General features: G+C 64.6%; 28 protein-coding genes. 18 read left to right on the top strand and 10 right to left on the bottom strand.

Annotation, left to right across the window (positions count from 1 at the left end):
* Window positions 1-19: 19 nt before the first annotated feature.
* The 3 genes from VHK65_10970 (at window position 20) to VHK65_10960 (ending at window position 1,100) form a co-directional block, all read left to right on the top strand.
* Entirely contained in the window at window positions 20-460 is a 441-nt protein-coding gene (locus VHK65_10970; protein ID HVS06672.1) for a hypothetical protein, read from the top strand.
* Window positions 461-520: 60 nt separating this feature from the next.
* A complete protein-coding gene (locus VHK65_10965) occupies window positions 521-814 on the top strand; it encodes a GlsB/YeaQ/YmgE family stress response membrane protein (GenBank protein HVS06671.1) in 294 nt (97 codons plus the stop codon).
* A gap of 112 nt (window positions 815-926) precedes the next feature.
* Entirely contained in the window at window positions 927-1,100 is a 174-nt protein-coding gene (locus VHK65_10960; protein HVS06670.1) for a hypothetical protein, read from the top strand.
* A 7-nt stretch (window positions 1,101-1,107) separates the two neighbouring features.
* Here the strand turns inward: VHK65_10960 and VHK65_10955 are convergent, their stop codons facing one another.
* Window positions 1,108-2,328 carry a divalent metal cation transporter gene (locus tag VHK65_10955; GenBank protein ID HVS06669.1) on the bottom strand — a complete coding sequence of 407 codons (1,221 nt, stop codon included), beginning with the start codon at window positions 2,326-2,328 and terminating at the stop codon, window positions 1,108-1,110.
* 223 nt (window positions 2,329-2,551) lie between these two features.
* On the opposite strand from VHK65_10955, the gene VHK65_10950 reads away from it, so the two are divergent.
* The 4 genes from VHK65_10950 to VHK65_10935 are packed head-to-tail and all read left to right on the top strand — an operon-like array spanning window position 2,552 to window position 6,642.
* A complete protein-coding gene (locus VHK65_10950) occupies window positions 2,552-3,244 on the top strand; it encodes an alpha/beta fold hydrolase (GenBank protein ID HVS06668.1) in 693 nt (230 codons plus the stop codon).
* Complete coding sequence (locus VHK65_10945) at window positions 3,237-4,187, top strand: hypothetical protein (protein HVS06667.1); 951 nt, start codon at window positions 3,237-3,239, stop codon at window positions 4,185-4,187. Before VHK65_10950 ends, VHK65_10945 begins: the two co-directional genes overlap by 8 nt.
* Window positions 4,184-5,521: a hypothetical protein gene (locus VHK65_10940; GenBank protein HVS06666.1), complete on the top strand. Its 1,338-nt coding sequence runs from the start codon at window positions 4,184-4,186 to the stop codon at window positions 5,519-5,521. The genes VHK65_10945 and VHK65_10940 overlap by 4 nt, the downstream gene beginning before the upstream one ends.
* Window positions 5,518-6,642 carry a carboxylate-amine ligase gene (locus VHK65_10935; GenBank protein HVS06665.1) on the top strand — a complete coding sequence of 375 codons (1,125 nt, stop codon included), beginning with the start codon at window positions 5,518-5,520 and terminating at the stop codon, window positions 6,640-6,642. Before VHK65_10940 ends, VHK65_10935 begins: the two co-directional genes overlap by 4 nt.
* 317 nt (window positions 6,643-6,959) lie before the next feature.
* On the opposite strand, the gene VHK65_10930 is transcribed toward VHK65_10935, so the two are convergent.
* A complete protein-coding gene (locus VHK65_10930; GenBank protein HVS06664.1) occupies window positions 6,960-7,313 on the bottom strand; it encodes a DUF1801 domain-containing protein in 354 nt (117 codons plus the stop codon).
* Between the two features lie 130 nt (window positions 7,314-7,443).
* On the opposite strand from VHK65_10930, the gene VHK65_10925 reads away from it, so the two are divergent.
* Window positions 7,444-8,529 (top strand): thioredoxin family protein, encoded by a 1,086-nt coding sequence (locus VHK65_10925; GenBank protein HVS06663.1) that lies wholly within the window; start codon window positions 7,444-7,446, stop codon window positions 8,527-8,529.
* 18 nt (window positions 8,530-8,547) lie between these two features.
* Here VHK65_10925 and VHK65_10920 read toward each other — a convergent pair whose 3' ends face one another.
* From VHK65_10920 to VHK65_10910, 3 genes are read right to left on the bottom strand one after another with little or no spacing between them, the layout of a single operon-like run.
* The gene (locus VHK65_10920; protein ID HVS06662.1) at window positions 8,548-8,991 is read right to left on the bottom strand and encodes a VOC family protein; all 444 of its coding nucleotides are present in this window, start codon (window positions 8,989-8,991) and stop codon (window positions 8,548-8,550) included.
* Window positions 8,988-9,311 carry a hypothetical protein gene (locus tag VHK65_10915; GenBank protein ID HVS06661.1) on the bottom strand — a complete coding sequence of 108 codons (324 nt, stop codon included), beginning with the start codon at window positions 9,309-9,311 and terminating at the stop codon, window positions 8,988-8,990. The genes VHK65_10920 and VHK65_10915 overlap by 4 nt, the downstream gene beginning before the upstream one ends.
* Window positions 9,308-10,273, bottom strand: a complete 966-nt coding sequence (locus VHK65_10910) for a hypothetical protein (protein HVS06660.1) — start codon at window positions 10,271-10,273, stop codon at window positions 9,308-9,310. The genes VHK65_10915 and VHK65_10910 overlap by 4 nt, the downstream gene beginning before the upstream one ends.
* A 35-nt stretch (window positions 10,274-10,308) precedes the next feature.
* Here VHK65_10910 and VHK65_10905 point away from each other — a divergent pair, with 35 nt between their 5' ends.
* Together VHK65_10905 and VHK65_10900 are read left to right on the top strand one after the other, a co-directional pair.
* Window positions 10,309-10,656, top strand: a complete 348-nt coding sequence (locus tag VHK65_10905) for a nitroreductase/quinone reductase family protein (protein ID HVS06659.1) — start codon at window positions 10,309-10,311, stop codon at window positions 10,654-10,656.
* A 289-nt stretch (window positions 10,657-10,945) separates the two neighbouring features.
* Window positions 10,946-11,281: a hypothetical protein gene (locus VHK65_10900; protein HVS06658.1), complete on the top strand. Its 336-nt coding sequence runs from the start codon at window positions 10,946-10,948 to the stop codon at window positions 11,279-11,281.
* 31 nt (window positions 11,282-11,312) lie between these two features.
* Here VHK65_10900 and VHK65_10895 read toward each other — a convergent pair whose 3' ends face one another.
* The 4 genes from VHK65_10895 to VHK65_10880 form a co-directional block, all read right to left on the bottom strand.
* Window positions 11,313-11,774 (bottom strand): GyrI-like domain-containing protein, encoded by a 462-nt coding sequence (locus VHK65_10895; protein HVS06657.1) that lies wholly within the window; start codon window positions 11,772-11,774, stop codon window positions 11,313-11,315.
* Window positions 11,775-11,791: 17 nt separating this feature from the next.
* Window positions 11,792-12,442 (bottom strand): hypothetical protein, encoded by a 651-nt coding sequence (locus VHK65_10890; GenBank protein ID HVS06656.1) that lies wholly within the window; start codon window positions 12,440-12,442, stop codon window positions 11,792-11,794.
* 4 nt (window positions 12,443-12,446) lie between these two features.
* Window positions 12,447-16,403: a hypothetical protein gene (locus tag VHK65_10885; GenBank protein ID HVS06655.1), complete on the bottom strand. Its 3,957-nt coding sequence runs from the start codon at window positions 16,401-16,403 to the stop codon at window positions 12,447-12,449.
* 128 nt (window positions 16,404-16,531) lie between these two features.
* A complete protein-coding gene (locus VHK65_10880) occupies window positions 16,532-16,711 on the bottom strand; it encodes a twin-arginine translocase TatA/TatE family subunit (protein HVS06654.1) in 180 nt (59 codons plus the stop codon).
* 50 nt (window positions 16,712-16,761) lie between these two features.
* On the opposite strand from VHK65_10880, the gene VHK65_10875 reads away from it, so the two are divergent.
* Window positions 16,762-17,193 carry a hypothetical protein gene (locus VHK65_10875; protein ID HVS06653.1) on the top strand — a complete coding sequence of 144 codons (432 nt, stop codon included), beginning with the start codon at window positions 16,762-16,764 and terminating at the stop codon, window positions 17,191-17,193.
* Here VHK65_10875 and VHK65_10870 read toward each other — a convergent pair.
* Window positions 17,180-18,349, bottom strand: a complete 1,170-nt coding sequence (locus VHK65_10870) for a redoxin domain-containing protein (protein HVS06652.1) — start codon at window positions 18,347-18,349, stop codon at window positions 17,180-17,182. The two genes, VHK65_10875 and VHK65_10870, sit on opposite strands and share 14 nt — an antisense overlap.
* A 39-nt stretch (window positions 18,350-18,388) precedes the next feature.
* Here VHK65_10870 and VHK65_10865 point away from each other — a divergent pair, with 39 nt between their 5' ends.
* The 7 genes from VHK65_10865 (at window position 18,389) to VHK65_10835 (ending at window position 22,434) form a co-directional block, all read left to right on the top strand.
* Entirely contained in the window at window positions 18,389-18,703 is a 315-nt protein-coding gene (locus VHK65_10865; GenBank protein ID HVS06651.1) for a hypothetical protein, read from the top strand.
* Between the two features lie 288 nt (window positions 18,704-18,991).
* On the top strand, window positions 18,992-19,168 hold the full coding sequence (locus VHK65_10860) for a hypothetical protein (protein HVS06650.1): 177 nt from the start codon (window positions 18,992-18,994) through the stop codon (window positions 19,166-19,168).
* A gap of 3 nt (window positions 19,169-19,171) precedes the next feature.
* Window positions 19,172-19,375: a hypothetical protein gene (locus VHK65_10855; GenBank protein HVS06649.1), complete on the top strand. Its 204-nt coding sequence runs from the start codon at window positions 19,172-19,174 to the stop codon at window positions 19,373-19,375.
* Window positions 19,376-19,393: 18 nt separating this feature from the next.
* Window positions 19,394-19,672: a hypothetical protein gene (locus VHK65_10850; protein ID HVS06648.1), complete on the top strand. Its 279-nt coding sequence runs from the start codon at window positions 19,394-19,396 to the stop codon at window positions 19,670-19,672.
* Between the two features lie 27 nt (window positions 19,673-19,699).
* Window positions 19,700-20,080, top strand: a complete 381-nt coding sequence (locus VHK65_10845) for a hypothetical protein (GenBank protein HVS06647.1) — start codon at window positions 19,700-19,702, stop codon at window positions 20,078-20,080.
* A 12-nt stretch (window positions 20,081-20,092) separates the two neighbouring features.
* Entirely contained in the window at window positions 20,093-20,548 is a 456-nt protein-coding gene (locus VHK65_10840; GenBank protein ID HVS06646.1) for a hypothetical protein, read from the top strand.
* Between the two features lie 647 nt (window positions 20,549-21,195).
* A complete protein-coding gene (locus tag VHK65_10835) occupies window positions 21,196-22,434 on the top strand; it encodes a TMEM175 family protein (protein HVS06645.1) in 1,239 nt (412 codons plus the stop codon).
* Window positions 22,435-22,476 lie beyond the last annotated feature (42 nt).

Here is a 22,476-nt window from a genome sequence, read left to right as displayed (position 1 = left end):
TCCACTGTTTGAGGAATCCATGGCAACGGTACTTGACCAGGAGGTCGTTCACAAGGAGACTGCGGCTCAAGCTGCCACCCCTGTAGTGGCGTCGGCGCCGGCGGTCGGCGAGGCGAGCGTTTCGCGGACCTCCGTGACATCCATCCACGACGGCAACTACACCGATCGCGTAACCCCGGTCATCTGGTGGATCGTCGGGTTCGTCGACATCCTGCTGGCGATTCGCTTCGTGTTGAAACTACTCGGAGGCTCGACCGTGTCCGGCTTCGTGACGTTCATGTATGACATCACCCAGCCGCTGGTGGCCCCGTTCCACGGAATCTTCAACACGGCCGTCCAGGGACGTTCGGTCCTGGAGCCGGAGTCGCTGGTAGCGATTGCGATCTACTCGCTGATCGGCTGGGGCATCGTCTCCCTGATTCGGATGATGACTCGGACGCGTCGCACCGAAGCCGCTTGACAACGCGTCAGTAATACCAAGACGTGGAGACGCGAAATCGGCGTTTCCTAGGAGGCAAACATGACCCTGCTGCATCTCATCGTCCTTCTCGTGGTCGGCACCGTATGCGGCCTGATTGCCGAGCGCGTGGTTCACAGCGCCCTGCCTTTCGGTTGGATCGGGGCGGCCGTGGCCGGCTTTGTGGGAGCCTGGCTGATGGTGGACGTCTTTCACCTCGTCATCCTGCCGACGCTATCAATCGAGGGGCTGCCGATCGTCTCAGCCATCCTCGGCGCAATCATCGTGGTTGTCGTGTTCAGCCTCGTGGCGGGCCGCGTTGGGACTGGCCGCGGCCACAGCTGGGGACGGGCGTAGGCTAGCGCGTCGACCTTTGACAAACCGAAAGGCCGATCGATGAGGATCGGCCCTTCGGTTGCGGCAGCAGTTTTCTGGCAACCGACTTGGCTGGGGGATTTGGAGGAGTCACGTGATCGGCTTCAGGCACATCGTCCCGGCGAGCGGGACGGTATCGCTCGCTGACCGCCGCCATGCGATCCATCGTCGTCGCCACGGCCTCGCCCATGGCATCGGCTGGGGAGCCGCGACGCTCGTGGCAGCATGGCTCCTCGTGTCCGGCATCGTCGGCTTCGCTCACCCATAATCAAACGTCATTTGGCAAGTAGGTAGGCGATCGGCAGCACGGTCATCAATAGGCAGGCGAAACCGACGAGGGCGTTCGACACCCAGCCGCTGCGGTAGCGATGGACGGCCCGCTGCTTGTTGCCAAGAATGAGCATGAGAAGGATCAGCGGCGGCGAGGCAAGCCCGTTTAGAAGGGCGGAGTAGACCAACGCCTTTATCGGGTTGAGGCCCAGCGTGTTCATCACGAGCCCGACGAACATTGAGCCGATGATGACAAGGTAGAAGCCGCGCGCCTCGAGAAAGCTCTTGGAGAGCCCCTCATGCCAGGCGAACGTCTCCGCCAGCGCGTAGCCAGTGGATCCCGCAAGCACCGGGACGGCAAGGGCCCCGGTGCCTACGATGCCCAGGGCGAAGAGCAGCCCCGCAAAATCACCGGCGAGGGGTTTCAGCGCCCGGGCTGCCTGATCAGCCGTCCCAATGTTGGTGACGCCGTGCGCGCCGAGCGTGGACGCGGCGACGACAAGGATCGCAAACATGATGACCACAGCGGCCGCCATCCCAGCGATGACGTCGACCCGCATGCCGAGGATTTCCAGATGACTCACCCGCCGGCGGCGGCCCTTGCGATCGGCGGTTTCTTCGGTCTCCGCGCTGCATTGCCAGAACATCAAATACGGCGAGATGGTGGTTCCAAAGATGGCCACCAAGCCGGCGAGGTATTCCTTTTTGGCGGCGACATGGGGAATGACCAGGTTGGTAGCGACGGCCAACCAATCCACATGGACAACAGCAAGGACGCCGATGTAGGCAAATAGCGATAGGGTCAGGAATCTGAGAAATCGCGCGTATTGGTGATACTGAACGAAGACCTCGAGGACGAGCATGACGGATGTGATGGTGATGAGGAAAGGCAGGAACGGGATTCGGATCACCAACTGGAGGGACGCGACCATGGAACCCAGGTCGGCCCCGATATTGAAGGTATTGGCCCCGGTCACAAGCAAGGCGGCCACATACAGGACCGGTCGAGGGAAATTCTTCTTGATCAGGGAAGCGAGACCCTCTCCCCCGGCGAGCCCGAGACGACCGGCGAGTTCTTCGACCGCGGCGGCCAGCGGGAGGGATAAAGGGACCGTCCACAGCATCGCCAGGCCGAACTGAGCGCCGAGCTGCGAGTAGGTGCCGATACCTGACGGATCGTCGTCCGCGGCTCCCGTAACCAGGCCTGGACCCAGGTGCCGAAGCATCCCGAGGCGCCCTCGGCGACGGTTCCGCGGATGCATCAGAGGATGTCTTTCCATCTAGTTTGGGCCGATGGCGATGATCTGGGCGAATCGGCTGGACTCCGCGACGGCTTTCATGGCGGGATCAGTATGCCTGCCGATCGGACTTATCGCCATATCGCCCGCTGGGGCGTGGTACAGAGAACCGCCACACACCGGCTACACTCTCGTTAACAAGGAGCGGGCAGTGCGGGAGTACGTGCGCGCGTGGAGCCCATCCCTGGGCCGGGAGATGGAGGCCCTCCGCTTCGGCACGTCCGGTCTCCCACTCTTGGTCTTCCCGACATCGCAGGGGCGCTTCTACCAGTGGGAGGACTTTGGCATGGTCGGCGCCCTCCGGGACAAGCTGGACGCGGGCTTCATCCAGCTCTGGTGCGTCGACAGCATCGACTCAGAGTCCTGGTATGCGCACAGCGTCGCGGCCCGCGAGCGCGTCCTGAGGCACCTCCAGTACGAGCGCTACCTGCTCCAAGAAGTACTGCCGCTGATGGGCCAGCCGCCCGTGGCGGTGGGAACTTCCTTTGGTGCGTTCCACGCCGTGCTGCTGGCGCTCCGTCATCCTGACCGGCTGAGCGGCTTCGTCGCGCTCTCTGGTGCCTACGACGCCAGGCACTGGCTGGACGGCTACTTCGACGATGACGTCTACTTCACCAATCCACTGGCGTTCCTGCCTGGTCTTACGGACGAGAAGTACCTCCGACCGGTCCGCGGCTTCACGAAAAAGGTGATCGCGAGCGGCGAGCAGGACGCGTATGTGACCGAGTCGGTGCGGGTCGGCACGCTCTTGCGGGAGAAGGCGATCGACGTTTGGCTCGATATCTGGCCGGGCGGGTCACACGACTGGCCGTACTGGATGGAGATGATGCGCCGCTATGTCTAGCGCACCGCGGTCGAAGACGGTGGGGTTGCTGGTCGGGAGCGAGAACACCTTTCCGCAACCCTTCCTGGAGTCGGTGAACCGCGCCGGCAAAGCGGACGGGATCAGCGCCGAGCTCGTCAGCCTGGGCGGGAACGGCGAGCTGGAGGAGCCTGCCTACGCCGTCATCGTCGACCGGATCTCGCACGAGGTGCCCTATTACCGCGCCTATCTCAAGAGTGCCGCGCTGCTCGGGACCGTGGTGATCAACGACCCTTTCTGGTGGCAGGCCGACGAGAAGTTCTTCGAATGTACGCTGGCCCGCAAGCTCGGGGTCGCCGTGCCGAGGACAGTGGCGCTGCCCAACCGGGACTATATCCCCGAAATTGATCACGAGAAGTCATTGCGCAACCTGAAGTATCCGCTCGATTGGGAGCGACTGGTCGCCTACACTGGCCTGCCGGCGGTGCTCAAGCCGAACACCGGGGGCGGCTGGAAGGACGTCCACTTCGTCCATTCGATCGAGGAGCTGATCGGCGCCTACGACACCTCCGGGCAGAAGACGATGATCTTGCAGGAGTTTATTGACTGGTCGGACTACCTGCGCTGCATCTGCATCGGGCGCGAGCACATCCTGCCCATCCGCTATAACCCCAAGAACGAAGGACTGAATCGGTATGAAGGTCGTGTCGATGGCGCTCTGGCCGAGGCGGCCGCCCGTGATGCCCGCACGCTGACCCAGGCGCTTGGTTACGACATGGACACGGTGGAGTTCGCCGTCCGGGACGGCACGCTCTATGCCATCGACTTCCTGAACCCCGCGCCCGACTTCGACCGCGTCTCGATCAAGCAAGACAGCTTTGAATGGGTGGTCGACCAGATGACGGCGCTGGTACTCGGCTATGCGCGTGGGCAGACGACACCGCCCTGGCGTGGCGAGCACCGCTGGTGGCACTACGTGAAATGAACGACCCGGTCGCCACCTACCACAACCTGCTCGAGGACGAGCGGATCGCGCAAGGGAGTGCCGAGGCGTTGCACGAGGGCCAGCGGGCGCGCCGGCTGGTATTCGGTGACCGTCCGGTTTCGATCACGCTGCGACCGCAGCTGATCCCCCGCCGCCATTACGACGCCGCGGTGGCCGCCTCGCACGTGATCTTTGGAGCTCTCGCGCGGCTGGAGCGCGCATTAATAGAGGATGCGACGCTGAGGGCTGAGCTTGACCTTCGCCCCGATGAGGAGCGGCTGGCTTTGGCGGATCGGGGTTGCGACTCGTCCTCGACCTCCTCCCGGATCGACGGTTTCTACAGTGACCGCCTCCGCTATGTGGAATACAACGCCGAGTCGCCGGGGGGGATGGCCTACAACGATGAGCTGATCGCGATCTTCGAGCGACTGCCGGTCATGCGGGCCTTCCGAAAACGGTTCCGGCTGCGAGCGCTGCCGCTCCGGTCGCGTCAGCTCGGCGCCATGCTGCGCGGCTTCAAGGAGTGGGGCCGGGCCAGAACGCCAGTGGTCGCGATCATCGACTGGCGCGGGTTGCCGACCTCACGCGAGTTCGAGCTGTTTCGAGACTTCTTTACCGCGCGCGGTATCCGAACGATCATCGCCGACCCGCTGGCGCTCGAGTTTCGCGGCGGAACCCTTTACGCCGATGGCCAGCCGGTGAACCTGGTGTACCGGCGGGTGCTCACAAGCGAGCTGTTGGAGCGTGGACAGGAGAGCCGGGCGCTGAGGGATGCCTACCTGGCCGGCGCGGCCTGCGTGTTGAACAGTTTCCGAGCCAAGCTGCTGCACAAGAAGATGTCGCTCGCGCTGCTCTCGGACGACCGCTACGCGCACCTGTACACAGCCCCGCAGCGCCGAGCCATCGACCGGCACATACCATGGACACGCAAGATGCGCGCCGGGTCGACCCGACGGAACGGCAACCGGATTGACGACCTGCCGCAGTACGTTGCCGGTCATCCTGAAGAGCTGGTGCTGAAGCCCAACGACGAGTACGGCGGCAAAGGCGTGGTGCTCGGCTGGGCCGTCCCCCGGGAGGAGTGGCAGCGAACCGTGCAGAAGGCACTCGAGGAGTCGTACGTCGTGCAGGAGGCGGTGCCGATCCCTCGTCAGCTATTCCCTGTCGTGCTGGGAACGATCCGCTACATCGACTTCGCCATGGACATGGATCCCTATCTTTTCAATGGCCGGGTCTCCGGCTGCCTGAGCCGGCTGTCTTCTTCCGAGCTGTTGAACGTCACGGCCGGGGACGGGAGCGTTGCCCCGAGCTACGTCGTCGAAGGCGAGCAGTGAGCGACGAGGCGCGCTGGCTCACCATCGGGATCGAGGAGGAGTTCCAGATCGTCGACCCGCAGGGGCAGCTCAAGTCTCACATCGAGGTCTTGATGGAGCAGGCAACACCGGAGCTGGGTGAACAGATCAAGCCAGAGATGCTGCAATCGGTTGTCGAGGTCGGCACGCGCATCTGCAACGACATTAACGAAGCACGGGACGAGATCATACGGTTGCGGGGTGCCATCGCATCGTACCTGCGACCAGCCGGCTTGCGCATTGTTTCCGCCGGCACGCATCCTTTTTCGCGTTGGCAGGAGCAACAGGTTACCCAACGGGAACGGTACAAAGTCCTGGAGGAGGAGATGCAGGACGTCATCCGGGACCTGCTTATCTTTGCGGTCCACGTCCACATCGGCATTCCAGACCGCGACGTGCGGATCGCGATCATGAACGAGGCTCGCTATTTCCTGCCCCACATGCTGGCGCTCTCGACATCCAGTCCCTTCTGGCTGTCGAGGAACACTGGTCTCAAGTCCTATCGCCACGTCATCTGGTCGAGCTTCCCGCGGACCGGCATCCCACCGGACTTTGCCTCCTGGGACGAATTCGAGAACTACGTCGAGCTCCTCGTGAAGACCGGCAGCATCGACAATGGCCGGAAGATTTGGTGGGATGTGCGGCCGCACGTCATTTATCCGACCCTCGAGTTCAGGGTGTGCGACGCCGCCACGAGAGTGGAAGAGACTCTGATGCTTGCCGCGCTCTTTCAGGCGATTTGCGCCAAGCTCATCAAGCTGCGTCGCCAGAACCTCGGCTTCCGGAAGTACGTGCCCAGCCTTATCACTGAGAACAAGTGGCGCGCCATCCGCCACGGGATTGACGGCAAGCTGATCGACTTCGGGAGGCAGTGCGAGGTACCAATGCGCGATCTTGCCCTTGAGCTGCTGGACTTTGTGGACGACGTGGTTGACGATCTAGGATCGCGAACGGCCGTCGCCTATGTGACAACCGTGCTCGAAGAGGGCACGAGCGCCGACCGCCAGCTGCGCCATTTCAAAACGACCGGCGACCTCAAGGCCGTTGTCGATTTCCTGGCAAGGGAGACGACGGCGGGCACCCGCGTCAAGGAGCTTGCGTAGTCCCTTAGCCATCCCCTCGCGCTGGCCAGGCGACGGTTGCGATCACATCCCAACCAGCAGCATGGCGACGATTCGATCGTTCGCGCCAATGAACTTCCAGCCGATGGTCCCGTTTAGTCCATTGCGCGCGGGCGGAGCAGCAGCGCGCCGGCGCCCAGCACCGCTCCGCACCCGACGCCGGCCGCGATGGAGGGCTCGGCACCCCGAATGCCCTTCACCCCAAGACCCTTTTCGGAACTTTCCCACCTTGAGGTCTCCGACGAAATCAGCGACCGCCTTTCTGAACCGCTTGTGGCTGCCGTAACCGCTCGATCCGATTAGCGCTGACCGACCTGCCTGAGACGGATGGCGATTAGCTTCTTGACGAGAGCCTTGGGAAGTGGCCGCTCGATCGGAAACTGCAATGCACCTTTGGACGTCACGTACCCGGCAACGTCATCAGGTATCTCCGCAAATACCGAACCACTGTGCGGCAGGTAGCTGAGGTGGTTCTTGAACGCGGCGAACCCAGCTATGACCTTGCCCCGGAGCCGGTACGCCGGCATCCCATAGGAGATGCCCTCCTCCGCTTCGGGAACGATGCTGTGAATGGTCTCCCGCAGCTGCTGCAAGGCAGTCCGTTTGGGCTCATCCAGATTCGCCAAATACTCGTCAACCTCTTGTCGCGACATGAGTTCAATTCTGCGCGTTCAGCCAGGCCGATGTCGTTGCCGCGCGGGTCGCGCGATCCGTGATCCGCCGTGCACAAATAGATCAAGAGTTGACATCCGCGAAATAGGGCGCAGGATGGAGTAGACGGGCATGAAAGCAAAGCAGATCTTTTTTGCCGGGACGCACCCGGCCGGGGTAGAACCGCCACGCGAGGCGGTCAAAGTCGACGACCAGCTGATGCAGCAGCTCAAGGCCAGGGCCGCGAAGCTACCGATTGAAGGTGAGCTGGCTTCGTTTGCCGGCGCAACGGGGTGGCTCAATTCCGAGCCGTTGTCGCCGGCTGACCTGCGGGGGAAAGTCGTTCTTGTCGACTTCTGGACCTTTACCTGCGTCAACTGGTTGCGGACGTTTCCCTACGTTCGTGCCTGGGCTGAGAAATACGGCGACAAAGGCCTGGTGGTGATCGGCGTCCATACGCCGGAATTTCCGTTTGAGGGAGACATTGACAACGTCCGCAAGCAAGCAAAAGCACTGGGGGTCGACTACCCAATCGCGGTCGACAGCAACTACGGGGTCTGGCGGGCGTTCGACAACAACTACTGGCCGGCGCTCTATCTTGCGGATGCCCAGGGACGGATCCGAGCCCATCACTTCGGCGAGGGCGCCTACGAGATGTCGGAGATGATCCTTGAGCAGTTGCTTGCGGACGCGGGATTCAGCGGATTCCGCGATGACCTGGTAACGGTCCAACCGGAGGGAACCGAGGTTGGCGCCGAAGGGAGCACCCTCGAGTCGGGAGAGACCTACACCGGCTACGAGCAGGCGGAAGGTTTTGCGTCGCCCGGTGGTGCGGTCCCGAACAAGCCTCGCACCTATACCGTTCCCAGCCGTCTGAACCTGAACGATTGGGCCCTATCTGGACTTTGGACGATCACGGGACGGGCAGCGGTTCTCAACGAGGCGAACGCGCGTATCGCCTTTCGCTTTCATGCCCGTGACGTCAACCTCGTCATGGGACCGCCCAAAGGTGCCGCTGCGGTGCGGTTTCGCGTCTTTATCGATGGCAAGGCCGCAGGCGCCACCCATGGAACCGACGTCGACAGTCAGGGCCAGGGCACTGCGGATGATCAGCGGCTCTACCAGCTCATCCGCCAGCCGGGCGATATTGAGGGCCGGACTTTCGAGATCGAGTTCCTCGATGCGGGCGTCGAGGCCTACTGCTTCACCTTCGGCTAGACATGCTGCGCATGGCGATCACTCACCAGGGCTACCGGGTTTTGGGTTCCAGATGATTTCCCAAAGGTGTCCGTCGGGATCGCGAAAGTAACCGGAATAGATTCCCCAGGGACGGTCGTGCGGTCGGTCGGTGATGGTGGCTCCGGCCGCTTGGGCTTTGGCGAGCAGGGCGTCGACCTCGGTCTTGCTTGCGACCGTCTGTCCGATGCTGAACTCACCGGTCTTCTGTGGAGCGAGCGGGACCTTGGCGTCCTTTGCCAGCTCGGTGCGGGGGTAAAGCGACAGGATCAGCCCGTCCCGGAGCTTGAACATCGCGATTGCCCCTGCCGCGTTGACATCGTCGCCGACGAATTCGGTCGCGATCACACCGCGCGACTCCAATCCCAGGCCGTCTCGGTAGAAGTGAAGCGCCCGCTCAAGATCGGCGACAGCAAGCGTAATGATGTCGATTCGGGGGTTCATTTTCGTTGGTATCTCCTCGGGCCGTTCCAATCCTCGCCTGGGGCCCGCCAGATCGTCCAAGTCGAGCCTTCGAGGGCCATCATGAAGAGCCGCTTGACCCCACGAGAGTCGAAGTAGTACATCGGCTGGGGCTCGCCATCCGGCGCGCCGCCGACGATCGAGACGGTGGCCGGCATCTCGGCGGGCTCCCCCACCGAGCTGATGACGATGAATTTGCCGAGGCGCTCGGTCGTTTCCTCCACGGAGATCTTCATCGGAGGCTCCATCGGAACCTCTCCTTCGCCGTGCCATTCGCCGATCAGCGGCTCGAACTCCTTCATCGCCGCGTTTCGTTAGCTGATTGCTCGTACCAGCGGAGAACACGGAGAGCCCGCAGCGTGTTCCACCGGCTGGGTCGACCATCGCCGTCTTCAAGCGTGAAATGGACTTTGCCACGATGTGTGTTCTCCCGCAGCCACGTCCCATCGGGCTGCAGCTTGGAGCGGAGCAATTGAATCGCTTCGTCGACCCGCGGGTCCGGCGGATCGCCGGCTTCTCGGAAGTACTCCAGGCCACGCAGCACGTCGTAGTGCCAGCGGGTTGGAAACGAGAATTGCAGCCAGGACTGGTTGACGACTTCGCCGGTGCTCTTGCGCCGGAACAGCTTTCGCTCGAGGAGATATGCCTCACCCCGGCGTCGAGCCGTGATGGATTGCGCCGAGCCACCGGTTTCGCGCTCGTGTGCCAACAGCCCTTCCAGGACCCTGATCGTGGTATTGAAGGAAGAGCGAACCGAACCGTTCTCCACCTCGCAGTTCCACCCGCCGTCCTCTAGCTGCTCACCGACGAGCCGTGCGACGACACCATCGACATCCTGGTCGAAGTAGGCACCCAGCGCGACGACCATACCGTTGATGCACGGCTCGACCTCGCCGGCAAAGAACGGCTGACCGGCGTGCTCCCAACGGCAGTGCTCTCTAACTTGCGCCACAGCTCGGCGCACGCGGTCGCAACGTGGGTCGACCCCAAGGTCCCGCAGCATCACGAGGCTGTACGCCGTGGCCGTCCAGGGCTGACCCTCGTTCTGGGCGCCTGCGGATTCACTCCTGCGCGCGGGGAAAAGCGCGCCTCCCTCCCACTGGCCGTCTTCGCCCTGCAAGGCCAGCAGCCGGGCGCCCCACCCCTCGGTGGCCACCCGTGACCGCTCCGCCGCGACGACTTCAGTCGGCGCATCGACAAGATCGCGCAACGCCTGCCATCGGATGGAAGGGTCCGAATCCAGCATCCAGTCCAGCACGGCCACGGCGCCTGAGTCTAGCAACCCGCTATCGTTTGGAGATGGGGTTTTCGGTCGTGACGCTGGCAACGAAGGGAGCGAAATCGGGACGGCAACGCACCGCGCAGATCAATGGATTCGCCGACGGCGAGAATGCCTGGCTCGTCGTTGCCTCGAAGGCCGGCGCGGATACGAATCCGGCGTGGTTCGTCAACATGCTCAAGAATCCGGACGACATCTGGTTGAAGGTCGGCCGCCGGAACCTCAAAGTCCGCGGCGAGGTGCTTACAGGCGCAGCACGCCTCGCCTCTTTCCGGGCGGTTGCGGCGATGTCGCCACAATACGGCGAGTATCAGGAGCGGACGGACCGGGAGATCCCGATTATCAGACTCACGCCTGACCAGGGTTAAGCCGCTTTAGCCAGAGGCGCACGCATCAGTTCGGGTTGGACCACGACCTCGACTGCGGGCTGGGCACCAGCGTCCGACTGAAAGAGACGGAGCAAGCGAAGCTCCTGCTCGGCGCTGCCGGGATGGCCTCCCAGCGCAGCGGCAATTTGGTTAGCGGTGAATTCTTTCATGAGCATTCGGAGTGGCACCGGGCCCGCCCCTACTACATCAAACGTTTGTACCGTTGCGGTACGCGTAGCGGCCGACCGTAACACCTACCGATACCTCCGCGGCGTAGGTTGGAGCCGTAATGGCGATCGAAATCCTGGACGAGGGCGCGCTCGCCGAGCAGCGGTTGCTGGCTCGGTCGCTCGGCGCGCTCATCGCCGCGGAGCCCTTTCGGTCCCCGGTCGAGCTTGCCCGCGCGGTTCACGGCGCCACTCTCGCGCTCTCGATGTTCGGCGATTACCTGCCGGAGGCAGCCGGTGCCCGGCTCAAAGAGCTGCGTGCGAAGTCGATCGACATGGCCGTGAACGAAGACGCTCCGGCGATCGCTGAGTCAGACCGGGTCTGGCTCATTGCGGCAATAAGCCGCGTGCTGGGCAAGGCCGGCGTGAGCGGGCCGGCCGTTGAGCGACTCCATTAAATCCTGAACTTCCCTCCCCTATCGCGAACCTTCAGGCCCGCTCGACCTGGGCAAGCTGCCAGTACACCGCGACGTCGAAATGGCCGGTCTGAGGGTCGGGGTCTCCGTAGATCTCCCACCTGACACCGGTCAACTGGCGGCGCTGCGCCGCGCACCACGCCACAACGGCATCGTGCACCGCGCCGATCTCTGCGGCTGTTCCACTGTGGACGGTCGCCGCCGCCTCGCCGGCCGGCAACGTCGATGGGACGACGCGGCCAGCGGCCTCGAAGGATCGGGTCACCTGGACGCCAACCTCGACCGCGACCTCGCCGTCACGCAGGCCGCGCTGATAGAGCATGACATTGTGGCCGTCGGCACGCAGCCCAGGTGTGGCGCGGAGGAAGTCCCACACATCGTCGAGCAGCGTGCGCCACAGCATCGGAAACTCACGCCACGTCGTGTTCGCTTTGACAACCGCGGTCGGACTCTCGGCCGTCTTCTCGATTGTCACGTGATACGCCATCGCAGCTACTTGCAGGGGATGGTCAGCTTGGGAAACTTCGCGACTTCCGCCTGCTGCTTCACTCGGGCCTCCTCAGCCTGAATCTCGGCTGCGTCTGCAGGGTCCGGGTCGTCCATGATCTCGTGCTCGATCTCTGTTTCGTCGACCTCCGGCTCGGAGTGGAGCCAGTCCGTGCCAAATTGCTTCTTGAACTCGGCCACGTCGCTCGCCATGCTTCCCGCTGGCTCCGGCAGATAGATGAGCGCGAACGGAAGCTTGTGGCGCTTGGCGAACTCACTGGCCTGCTCGTAATACTCATCGGTTGTCTCGATCTTGGAATCCGCGACCGAGCCATTTGCGTAGATGACATAGGCCCACTGATCGGTCACGGACGAGAGCGCCAGCCAGATCGATCGCGTTTCGAGCTCCTTCGAGAGGTAGCGGGCGAGCCGCTTGTCACCCCAGGCGCCGTCCTCCCATATAGAGATGATGTCGTTCCTGGGATCCGACAGGGTGAATTCGCGCTGCGTTCGGTTGGCCATGGCTGGGCTCGGCTTGTCGGACTCGAAGCCGACGGCCGCCGAGCAGCCGACCTCCTTCACGTAGCGCTTGATGAGCTCGGTCACGCGACCGGCACTGCCTTCCCAGATATAGACCTGGTGCCCGTTAAGTCCCATGCCTCTATATCTTCCCGTACACGTAGACCACGGTATAGCCGTTCTGGATCGCGAACTTGATGAAGGCGGTGTGCTGCGATTGCCGTTTGTACTCGGTGAGCTTGAAGTCTAGGATGACGCGACCTCGCGAGTAGCGCACGTCCGAGGAGATCTTTCCATGCGGCGGCCCCAGCGGAACGCCACCAAAGGATGGGAACTCGGCACCCACGTTAATATCCTTGACGCCGCCGGTCGCCAATGACCACTCGATCAGCAGGTTCTCCGCGAGGGCACCCGCCTTGCGGCCAAGCTCCGGCCCGTCGGTCACGCCCTGCTTCATGTAGAACGCGACGGCCATCTTGAACAGCTCCACCGCCTTGGCGATGACGCGACGGCTGCTGCTCGAGAGCGTCCCGCTGCTCGACACGGAGATGACCTTCGCGTAGCCGCTGTGGGCGGGCCGCACCTTGATGCCCGCCCTGATGGTCCTGGTCGGGTTCACGCGTAGCGTGATGAGCGCGTGGTCGCCTGCATCCGTGACGTGGATTTCCGACAGGCGATACCAGAGTTTGATGGCCGCCATGCGCAAGGACATCAACGGCCCTGGGATTCCGTGCATCAGCTGCCGTTCGACGGCCAAAGTCGCGCGCTCCAGCCTGGTGCGCTTGGCCTTCTCGCGCCACTTGCGCCACTTTTCGCGAAGCTTTTCCGTCGCCTTCGCAATCCGCGCCTTGATCTTGGCGTAGCCGCTGCCGAGCGCCTTCCCCACTCGACCCATCCGGCTCAGAAGCACCGTTCCGCCCTTCTTCAGCCCTCGACCGACCGCCTTGACGGCACGCATCACCGCGCCGGCGGCCGTCTTGACGCCCTTCTTGATGGCCTGCCCGATCAGCTTCAACTTCTCGCCGATCTTTTGCGCGATCGCGCGGATGCGACCGCCGACCGCGCTCGCCGGTTTGCGCAGCCGCTTCAGAAGCCAGTTGGAGACGAAGTCGATGGCGGCCACCGCCCCGGCGGCGACGGCCGTAGCGAACGCCGCCCCGGCATTGCCCAGTTTGACCAGCAACAGGAAGGCGACGAACTTCTCGATGGCGGCGAGGATCCGTTGGATCGTGCCCCACGCGGCCTGCAGCCCCTCGATGATCGCGAGGATCGCACCGGCCGCCGGGATGATCATCGACACAAGCTTCTCGATCAACAGCGCGATGAGCACGCCCGGGATGGCGGCTTTAATGGCCTCCCAGGCCATCTGCCCGACCTTGGCCATGGAGATTCCGCCGCGCGTGAGGAGATTCCAGACCGCGCGGCCCATGCCGAGCACCGACTCGACCTTGTCGTTGAACCACTGCGACACCGCGGTCTTGATCGCGACCCACAGGTGGTTGCGGATGCCGTCCATGAGAGCGGCGCCGAGGTTGCGAATCCATTGCCCCGGGCCGGCCGCGATGTCCTTGATCAGCACGACAAAGGTGCCGAACGCCGCCAGCGCGCTCTTCGCGAAGTTGATGGCCCCCTCGACCACGGCTTTGACCTTATCGACCACGGCATGGAAGGCCTTCTCGAGGAGGCCCGCCGCCGCGTGCAGCGCGCGGGCATAGAGATTCAGCGTCGCCTTGACGCTCACGACCAGCGCATGCGCGATCCGGTTGGCCGCCTCGCGCGCCGCCGTCACGACGGCCTTGATCGCGCCGACGAAGCGATCGCGAATGGCGCTGAACGCCGAGGTCAGGCGGTTCCCGATCGCGCTGAGGCCCGAAACGGCAAGGTTGACGACGCCGGCGATCGCCGCGCGCGCCTTCTCGAAAACGGCGGTCGCGACCTGCATGGCTTTGTCGATCGCGGCCTTCGCGAGCGCCTTCGCGCCCTCGTAGATCGCCGTGACGCCCTTGGCGATCGCTGAGCCGACGGCGCTGACCGCCGACCCGATCGCGCCAAAGATCCCACCCGACTGCGACTTCTGTTTCTCTTTGGCCGCCTGCTCGTCGGCCTGCTTGCGTGCCGCGGCCGCCTCGGCTTCGCCCTTACGCTGCGCCTCCGCGGCTTGCTCCTGCGCTTGGGTCCGCTCCTGGACCACCGTCTCTGCCGCCTGCTGCGTCACGCCTTCCGCCTCGGTACGGGACTGTTCGGCGACCTCGCGCTGTTGGCCGGTCCATTGCGACCGCTGTTCAGTCACTGCCGACTGCGCGCGGGCGCGCTCGTCGGAGAGCTGCGTTGAATGTTGACGCTCGACCGCATCCATCTGCTTCTCGGAGGACACCCGCTCTTCCTCGACGCGCGCGGTGTGCTCCTGGCGGTGCTGCGCCATGGCCGCGGTGCCTTCGGCCGCCGCGGCGCGAATCTCGGGTCCCTTTTCCTGTTGCGCGACGATTGAGGCTGCCTCCTCCTCGGCCGATTTCCCTTCCCCGCTCGCGGGGGAGGGCAGGGTGGGAGCCTCGGCCGCAGGCACCTCGGCTGCGACATTCCCCGGCGCCTCACTCGGTGCAATCGCGTCCTCGCCCATTGGGGCGGCGGCTTCACGAGCCCCGGCGACCTGCGTCTGCCCGACCGTGGTATCGAGCTGTGCCTTGTGTTGTTGGAGCTGCTGGCCATCGGGACCGGCGTCTTCCAGCCCCCTCCCCGACCCTCCCCCAGAGGGCGATGGAGATAGGACGGCATGACCGTTGGGCGGCACCCGTGTGGGCTCGACGGCGAGTGATGGAGTCCTTCGGGGCGGTTGCTTCGCGAGCGCGGCGCGCTCCTCGGCCACGGCGTGGGAACCGGCGGCCGCCACGCCTGACATGGCGGCGACCATCTGCGCCGGCGGCAATGCTGCCGCGGCACTCATCGCATGGACCGGATCCTGCTGCGACAAGTTCGGGACTTCCGGTTCCGGTCGTGCGGGGATTGGCGATCCGCCTCCACCGCCACCACCTCCTCCCGCCTCGGCGGCGGCTGCGTCATCATTGCCGCCTTGAGCACCAATCGCCTCGACGTCGGCGTTCGCACCCTGCTTGACATCGCCTTCGCCGGCGGGTAGGGCCTCATCTTCTTGCGCCGTTGCCGCCTGCGCCTCGACGGCGGGAGCCGACCCTTGATCCGGAGCCTCGGTGGAGGCTTCGGCTGCACTTGGGCCTGACGCCTCGGCGGCTTGCTGCTCGGCTGGAATGGGGATCTCGGGCGGCTCTAGCGCTGCGGCTGCAGGCTCGGGCCCAGGAGCTGCCTCGGCATGGAGTGCTGGCGGCATCTCGTCGGCGGTCTCAGCCGCCCCCGCTGCCGGCGCCTTTTCCTCTCCTTCTGCGACGTCAGTCGCCTCCGCTGGTGGGGCAGCCGCCGCCTCTGGAACGGCACTAATTCCCTCCCCCTCCGCGGGAGCGCCAGCTTGCGGGCTTTGACCCTGGTCGATGGTGCTGTCGAGGTGTTCGAGCTCGTCGTCACTCGCGCCGGCGGGCGGCGGGGCCGCCGCGGTCTCGGTTTCGCCTTCGGTTGTCGGAGCCTCGAGCGCCGGCGCGGCCTCGAGCGTCGCCGGGTACGGAATTGGGACGGGCCCAGCGGGAGGCGGCGCGGCAGGCGTGACCACGGGCCGCGCCGGCGCTTGAGCGGGCATCGGTGCCGGCCGCGGACCTGCTACGGGTTTCTCGACGTCGGGCCCCGGCGCGAGCGCCTCCGGCTTCAACGGCGGGGCGATGGTGGCCGCACTCGCGACCGACGCCAGGGCCGAGGCGGGCTGGGCCGCACGCTGGTTCTGGAGCCATTCGGCGACGGCGGCATTCCCCGAGGTGGCCTGCAGGCGCATGATCATGGCCGCCGTTAGCCCAGGAACGGGACCCGAACGAGAACTCGGAACCGCGCTCGGTGCCGGTTGATCGAGAACGGCCGTCAGGCCATCGTTCGTCCAGGATCGCGAGACATCAAGTTCCGGAGCGTCGCCATTCTGGGCACGTGAAACGGCCGCCTCCGGGCGTGTCGTTTCGCTAGGCTTGACGTCCTTCGTGGCTTCAGCCACCTGCTAGCAGTCTGTTGGCCCCGGGCTTCCTAGCGCAGGCAGCGTCCGGCCAGTCTTTCGGGCAGATTCACCTGTCCCAAAGGCCCCAACCCCCCAGCAGGGAGCACCTTCAGTCGTCTTCCTCGACTCTACTCGGTGGGCTTGGGTGGCTCCCCAGCCGGCGGCGACTCGCTTTGCGACTTGCGAAATTCCTTGAGCGACTGGCCGAGCGCTCCTCCCAGCTGCGACAGCTTGCCGGGTCCGATGACAATCAAGACGATCGCGAGTAGAAGTACCAGGATGATCCACGCGTGGCCGAGTCCGAACATCTCTTCCCTCCTTAGCGCTCCGGCGCCTTGATCTTCGGTCGTATATAACTATGGCTGCGATGCAGCTCGATTGGGCGATGATGGCGGAAGCCGTCCAAATCCGTGATGGCCTGGCGTTTGTCCTTGGCGGCGGATTCGATACGGTGACGGCGCCTCAGCTGCCGGCCGCCCTTCATGGGGCGGTCGCGATCCGCCTGCTGTTTCACCGTACGGAAGCCGACCGCCAGCATGCGGTCGAAGTTCGCGTCCTGGACGAGGACGGCGGTGAGCTGCTTCGGCTGCACGGGCATTTCCAGCCAGGCACCCCGGAGGATTTGCCCCTGGGTTGGGACATCCCTCTGCTGGTCACCTTCGCCATCCCACACTTGCCGCTGCCGCGTGCGGCTCGGTACAGCATCGAAATCCTTGGCGACGGGACCCATCTGAAAAGCCTGAACCTGCGGGTTCGCCTCCTCGCCTCGGCTCCCGCTACCCCGCGCTGACCAGGCGCAAAATGGCATCGCCACCGACCGCCACGTCCCGGGCGATCACGCCGCGCTCGTCGATCAGGTAGCCGACCGGCGTCGCGAACATGGCGTAGTCCTTCGAAACCTCCCAGTTGCGCTGCAGCACGACTGGGAAGTTGAAGCCGTGCTCCCTCGCTTTTTGCCGGTTTGCCTCGAGGTCGCCTTTGCTCACCATCAGCACGACGAGGTTATTGCCTTGGTGCGCCTCATGGAGCTGCGCAAGCGAGGGCGCGAGCGTCTGACAGGGACCACAGTCCGGGTCGGAGAACACGAGTAACGTGCGCTTGCCGCGGAAGTCGGCGAGCGTCCGCTTGCGGCCGGCAAGATCGGGAAGCGTGAAGTTCGGCGCCTCTGTCCCTGCCGGCAGGCCGTCTCGCTGCAACTTGCTGTCGGTAATCGACAGGCCCGCCGCCTTTGCCTTCTCGACCGCGGCATCCTGCTTCTGGCTGAGCCCTTCCGCGGTTAAGTCGGCGGCGGGCTCATGAGTCTTGCCATTGCCGCCGCCGTTCAGCATCCTCGTCAGCGTCATGACGCCATCGACGCCAACGGCCAGCGTGCTGGCAATGCGCCCCTCGGCATCGATGAGATAGCCGGTTGGCGTCGCATTGGTTCGGTAGCTCGAGGCAACGTCCCAGTTCGGCTCGAGCAGGACGTCGCCCTTCCAGTGGTGCGTACGCGCCAGCTGTTTGTTGACCTGCTTGTCGCCGCGGCTCATCACGACCAGCTGAGGCGCAGACTCCGAAAGCTCGCCAAGCTTGGGCGCCAGCTGCGTGCAGAAGCCGCAGTCGGGATTGAAGAAGACGAGCACCGAGGGCATGCCGTGATAGTCGGCGAGCGTGCGGAAGCGGCCTTTCAGATCGGGCAGCCGGAAGTCGGGCGCAGGAGTACCCAGGACGAGGGTCGGAGGCGGCGCGGCAGCAGCCGGCTGAGGCGCGATGGCAGGCACAGGGACGGGAACCGGCCGGTCGGCAAGCCGTTGCACCGCCGCTTCGGCGTTGGCCAGGCGGGTCCGGATCTCCTCGTGGGCGATCAGGACACGGCCCTGCTGCCGCACCGTAAGGTAAAGCAGCCAGCCGATGAAGGCGACGGTCGCCCAGGCCAGAATCAGTCCAACGACAAGGGCGACCGTCACAGGCACGTCCCTCCGACGCATTGCTGCGGCGACACGCAGATGATCCCGCATCCGCCGCAGTTACTCGGATCCGACTGGAAGTTGACGCAGGTGGTGCCGCAAGCCGCAAAGCCGTTCGGGCAACACACACCCTGGGTGCACGACTGGCCAGTCCCGCAGACTGTGCCGCAACTCCCGCAGTTGTTGTTGTTCGTCTGGAGATTGACGCACGTCGGGAAGCCGTTGCCGGTACTGCAGACCGTCGGCGCGGTGCTCGGGCAAATGCATCCCTGGAAGCAGATCTTGCCCGAACCCTGGTCTGTCCTGATGCTGCAGGTCGCTCCGACGGGGCAACACATCTGTTGCAGCCCTTGAACGGGCTGACAGCCAAAGCCACAAGTGAATTCGGCGCAGAAGTCGCAGGTCTGGGTATTGCCGCAGGCACACGTCCCGTTCTGGCAGACCTCGTACTGGCCGCAGGCGTGGCCGCAGCTGCCGCAATTGTCGTGGTTGGATTGAAGGTCGCGGCACGTCCCGTTGCAGCAGCTCTGGCCACTGGCGCACGCCGGCGAACAGGTGAACTGGCAGGTCCCGGCGACGCAGTCCTGGCCGCTCGCACAGGCGTGACCGCAGGCGCCGCAGTTGTTCACGTCGGTTTGCGCGTTGAGGCAGGTCCCATTGCAGGCCGTCTGGCCGGTCGGGCAGCCGATGCACGCGCTACCCTGGCAGACCTGGCCGCTCGAACAGGCGTGGCCGCAGCTACCGCAGTTGTTGACATCGCTGGTCGTGTCGACGCACGTCGGCTTTCCGTTAACCGGGCAGACGGCATTGGCCGGATAGCAGGTGCAGGAGTCCGGGAACCCCGCGATCCCGGGGACGCACGTCCCGCCTACCGGGCAGCAGACCGATGTGCCGGTCGGGGAGCAGGAGCCGGCGAAACAAATCTGGCAGGCCGCGTTATTGACGCAACTGCAGGCACCGCCCTGGCAGATCTCATTGGGTCCGCAGGCTTTGCCACAAGCACTGCAGTTGTCGTGGCTGGTTTGAACGTCGACGCACGTCCCGTTGCAACAGGTCTGGCCACTGGCGCAGGCCGGCGAGCAAGTGAGCTGGCAGGTCCCAGCGACGCACTGCTGGCCACCCGTGCAGGCGTGGCCGCAGGCGCCGCAGTTGGCGTTATCCGTCTGGCTGTTGACGCAGGTTCCGGCGCACATCAGCTGGCCGCTCGGGCAGGCGCAGGCCCCGTTCACGCAGGTCTGGCCACTGGGGCAAGCATGGCCGCAGCTACCACAGTTGGCGGCGTCGATTTGGGTGTTGACGCACGTCCCGTTGCAGGTCGTCTGACCCTCGGGACAGGTTCCCGATAGACACGTGCCGCCGCGGCAGAACTGGTTGGTCGCACACGCATGGCCACAGCTTCCGCAGTTGTTCGGGTCGCTCGTGGTATCGACGCAGTGGCCGCTGCAGTTGGTCTCGCCGGCCCCGCAGGTGGTCACGCAGGCTCCGCCGGAGCAGGCAGTGCCAGCCGGGCAGGTCTTTCCGCAGCCGCCGCAGTTGGCGTTATCCGTCAGAGTATCGGCGCAGGTTCCGCCGCAGAGCGGCGACCCGGATGGGCAACCCGCCACACACTGGCCGCCCGCGCAGGCCGTCCCCGTCGGACATGCCTGGCCGCAGCTGCCGCAGTTGGCATTGTCTGTCGCCGTCTCGACGCAGAGCGTGCCGCAGAGCGTCGACCCGGGTGGGCACGTGTAGGAACACGCGCCATTGACGCAGGCCGTGCCGGCGCCGCAGGCGTGGTTGCACGCCCCGCAGTTCGCGTTGTCGCTGGACAGGTCAGTGCACTTGTGGGTTCCACTCGCGCTGGTACAGGCGGTTTCGCCGGCAACGCAGGCGATCTGGCAGGCGCCGCTGACGCAGGCATACCCCGTGGGGCAAGCGGTCCCGCAGGCCCCGCAATTGCTGCTGTCCCGAGTGAGATCGACACACGAGTTGCCGCAGGTCGTTTCACCGGCGGGACAGCTGAGGACGCAGGTCCCCGCTGAGCACATGAAGCCGGCCGAGCAGGCCCTGCCACAGGCACCGCAGTTCAGCGGGTCGTTCTGGTTGTTAGAACACAGCCCGTTGCAGTTGGTCTCTCCGACCGGGCAGCTGACCACACAATTCCCCTGGAGACACCCGGTGCCAGCGGGACAAACGTGGCCGCAGCCGCCGCAGTTTTGATTGTCGCTCATGACGCTGATGCACTGGGTCCCGCAGAGCGCCTGGCCGGCTACACAGGCGCATTTCCCACTGCTGCAGATCTGGCCGGCTGAGCAGGCATGGCCGCAGTGCCCACAGTTGGCCGGATCCCGTTTGGTGTCGACGCAGCAGGCGTCCTCGTCTTCCTTCTTGCACTGACCATGATTCCCCTTGTCCCCCGGGTCGCCCGTTGCCTCGGCGGAGACCGGCACCAGAGAGGCGACCGAGCTGACGGCGAGCCCGGCCAACACGCTTCGACGCGAACGGGGTGTCGCCAGGGTTCGCGACATGCTCTCGAACCAGCGTTCCGACCAGCCCAAGACGGTCTCCTTTCCAAGGGAGAAGCAGAAGACTCTTGAGTCAGGACGTTAGCCACGCCGCCACACGGAGTCAACAAAGTTGACCAAGTCTGCCCTTTTGGGCAACCGACGGTCAGTCAGTCGACGCCCGTGAAATCCTCGAGTGGTCAGGCACCGTCGAGGCCGAGGACTCCAACCCCCCTGTATCGCGCGCGCCAGCACACTCTATGATGTCGGCAACCTAGCGGGGGTCGATAGGACCGCGACGCTAGCGCAACGACGATTGCCGGGTCAGAATCCCGGCATCAGTGGTGCGAGCGAAGGACATCAGTGGAGGACGACGAGCAGTCGATCGATGGCCGCAGCGAACACGACTATGACATCAGCCGGCTCATGGCTTTCAGCGATGGGGTCTTCGCTGTCGCCATTACGCTGCTTGTGTTCACCGTGCCGGTGCCGACGATCACGCAGAACGATGCCCTGTCACGACTGCCCGCCGCTCTTCTCCAGACCGCCCCGCCCCTCCTGACGTTCGCGCTTAGCTTCTTCCTCGTCGGTTTCTATTGGATTCGGCACCACCAGCTCTTCAGACAGGTGGTCAGCGCCGATGTGTGGCTGCTCTGGCTGAACCTGGTCGTCCTTTTCCTGGTCTGCCTGCTGCCCTTTTCGTCAGGCGTTGTGGGCCGGTACCACAACACCGTGATCGGAGCCGAGGTATACGCGTTCAATCTGGCCCTGATCGCGATCGCTTTCTCGGCGCTGTACATGTACGCGAGCCGTGCCCAACAGGTCCAACCGCTGCCGCCTGGAATGGGGACCGGGTTCTTCAGCCAGGGGCTTCTCTTGCCCATCGTCGTAGTGGCCCTGGTGATGGTGCTCGCACCCCTCAACCTTGTGGCTGCATATGTCACCGGCGTAACGCTGCTGGCGCTTGTCAGCATCTACACCGCGGCAGTTCCGCGGACTGTCAGCTCGGCGCCGCTCAAAGGTTCGGCGGGAGGCCGCCTGCGGTTCCCTCGCGGCGCCACGTGGGTGACACTCAAGGCCGGGACTGCGATGCCCGAGCTCTTCCTGGCAGGCTTCACCGGCACGAAGCCCAACGTCCGTGTAATCGGGAACGACGTAGATCTCGAATCCCGCGGCTTCGGTCCAGTCACATGGCGGCTCCGGTCCGCACATATCGCGCTCAACCCGTCGATCGCGTGGCAATTCGAGGTTCAAGGCGGCACCTTCAGGCTGGACGCCGATCTCAGGGCCCTCCAGCTGACCATGGTTACGTTGGAGGGCGGCGCCATCAAGGTTGATCTGGCCCTGCCGCGCCCGTCGGGTACAGTGCCAATCCGAATCCGAGGCGGCGCGAGCGAAGTCTCGGTGCGACGTCCAAGCGGTGTCGCCGTCCGGGTCATCGCGCACGGCGGGTTTCGAAACGTGCAGGTGGACGGGAAGAGCATCGAGGCGACTGATGAGAAACTGATCCAGCCGCCCGACTACGTTGGGGCGGTAGACCGCTATGACCTCGAACTCGCCGACGGCACCAATCGTTTTGTGCTTGCCGCCGAACCGAGTTGATACGGAACGTGGATTGCGTTTAATGGCGCCCTCGCCGTTTCT

The organism is Candidatus Dormiibacterota bacterium (assembly GCA_035544955.1).
Taxonomy (GTDB): domain Bacteria; phylum Chloroflexota; class Dormibacteria; order CF-121; family CF-121; genus CF-13.
This window is presented reverse-complemented; position numbering and strand designations above follow the sequence as displayed.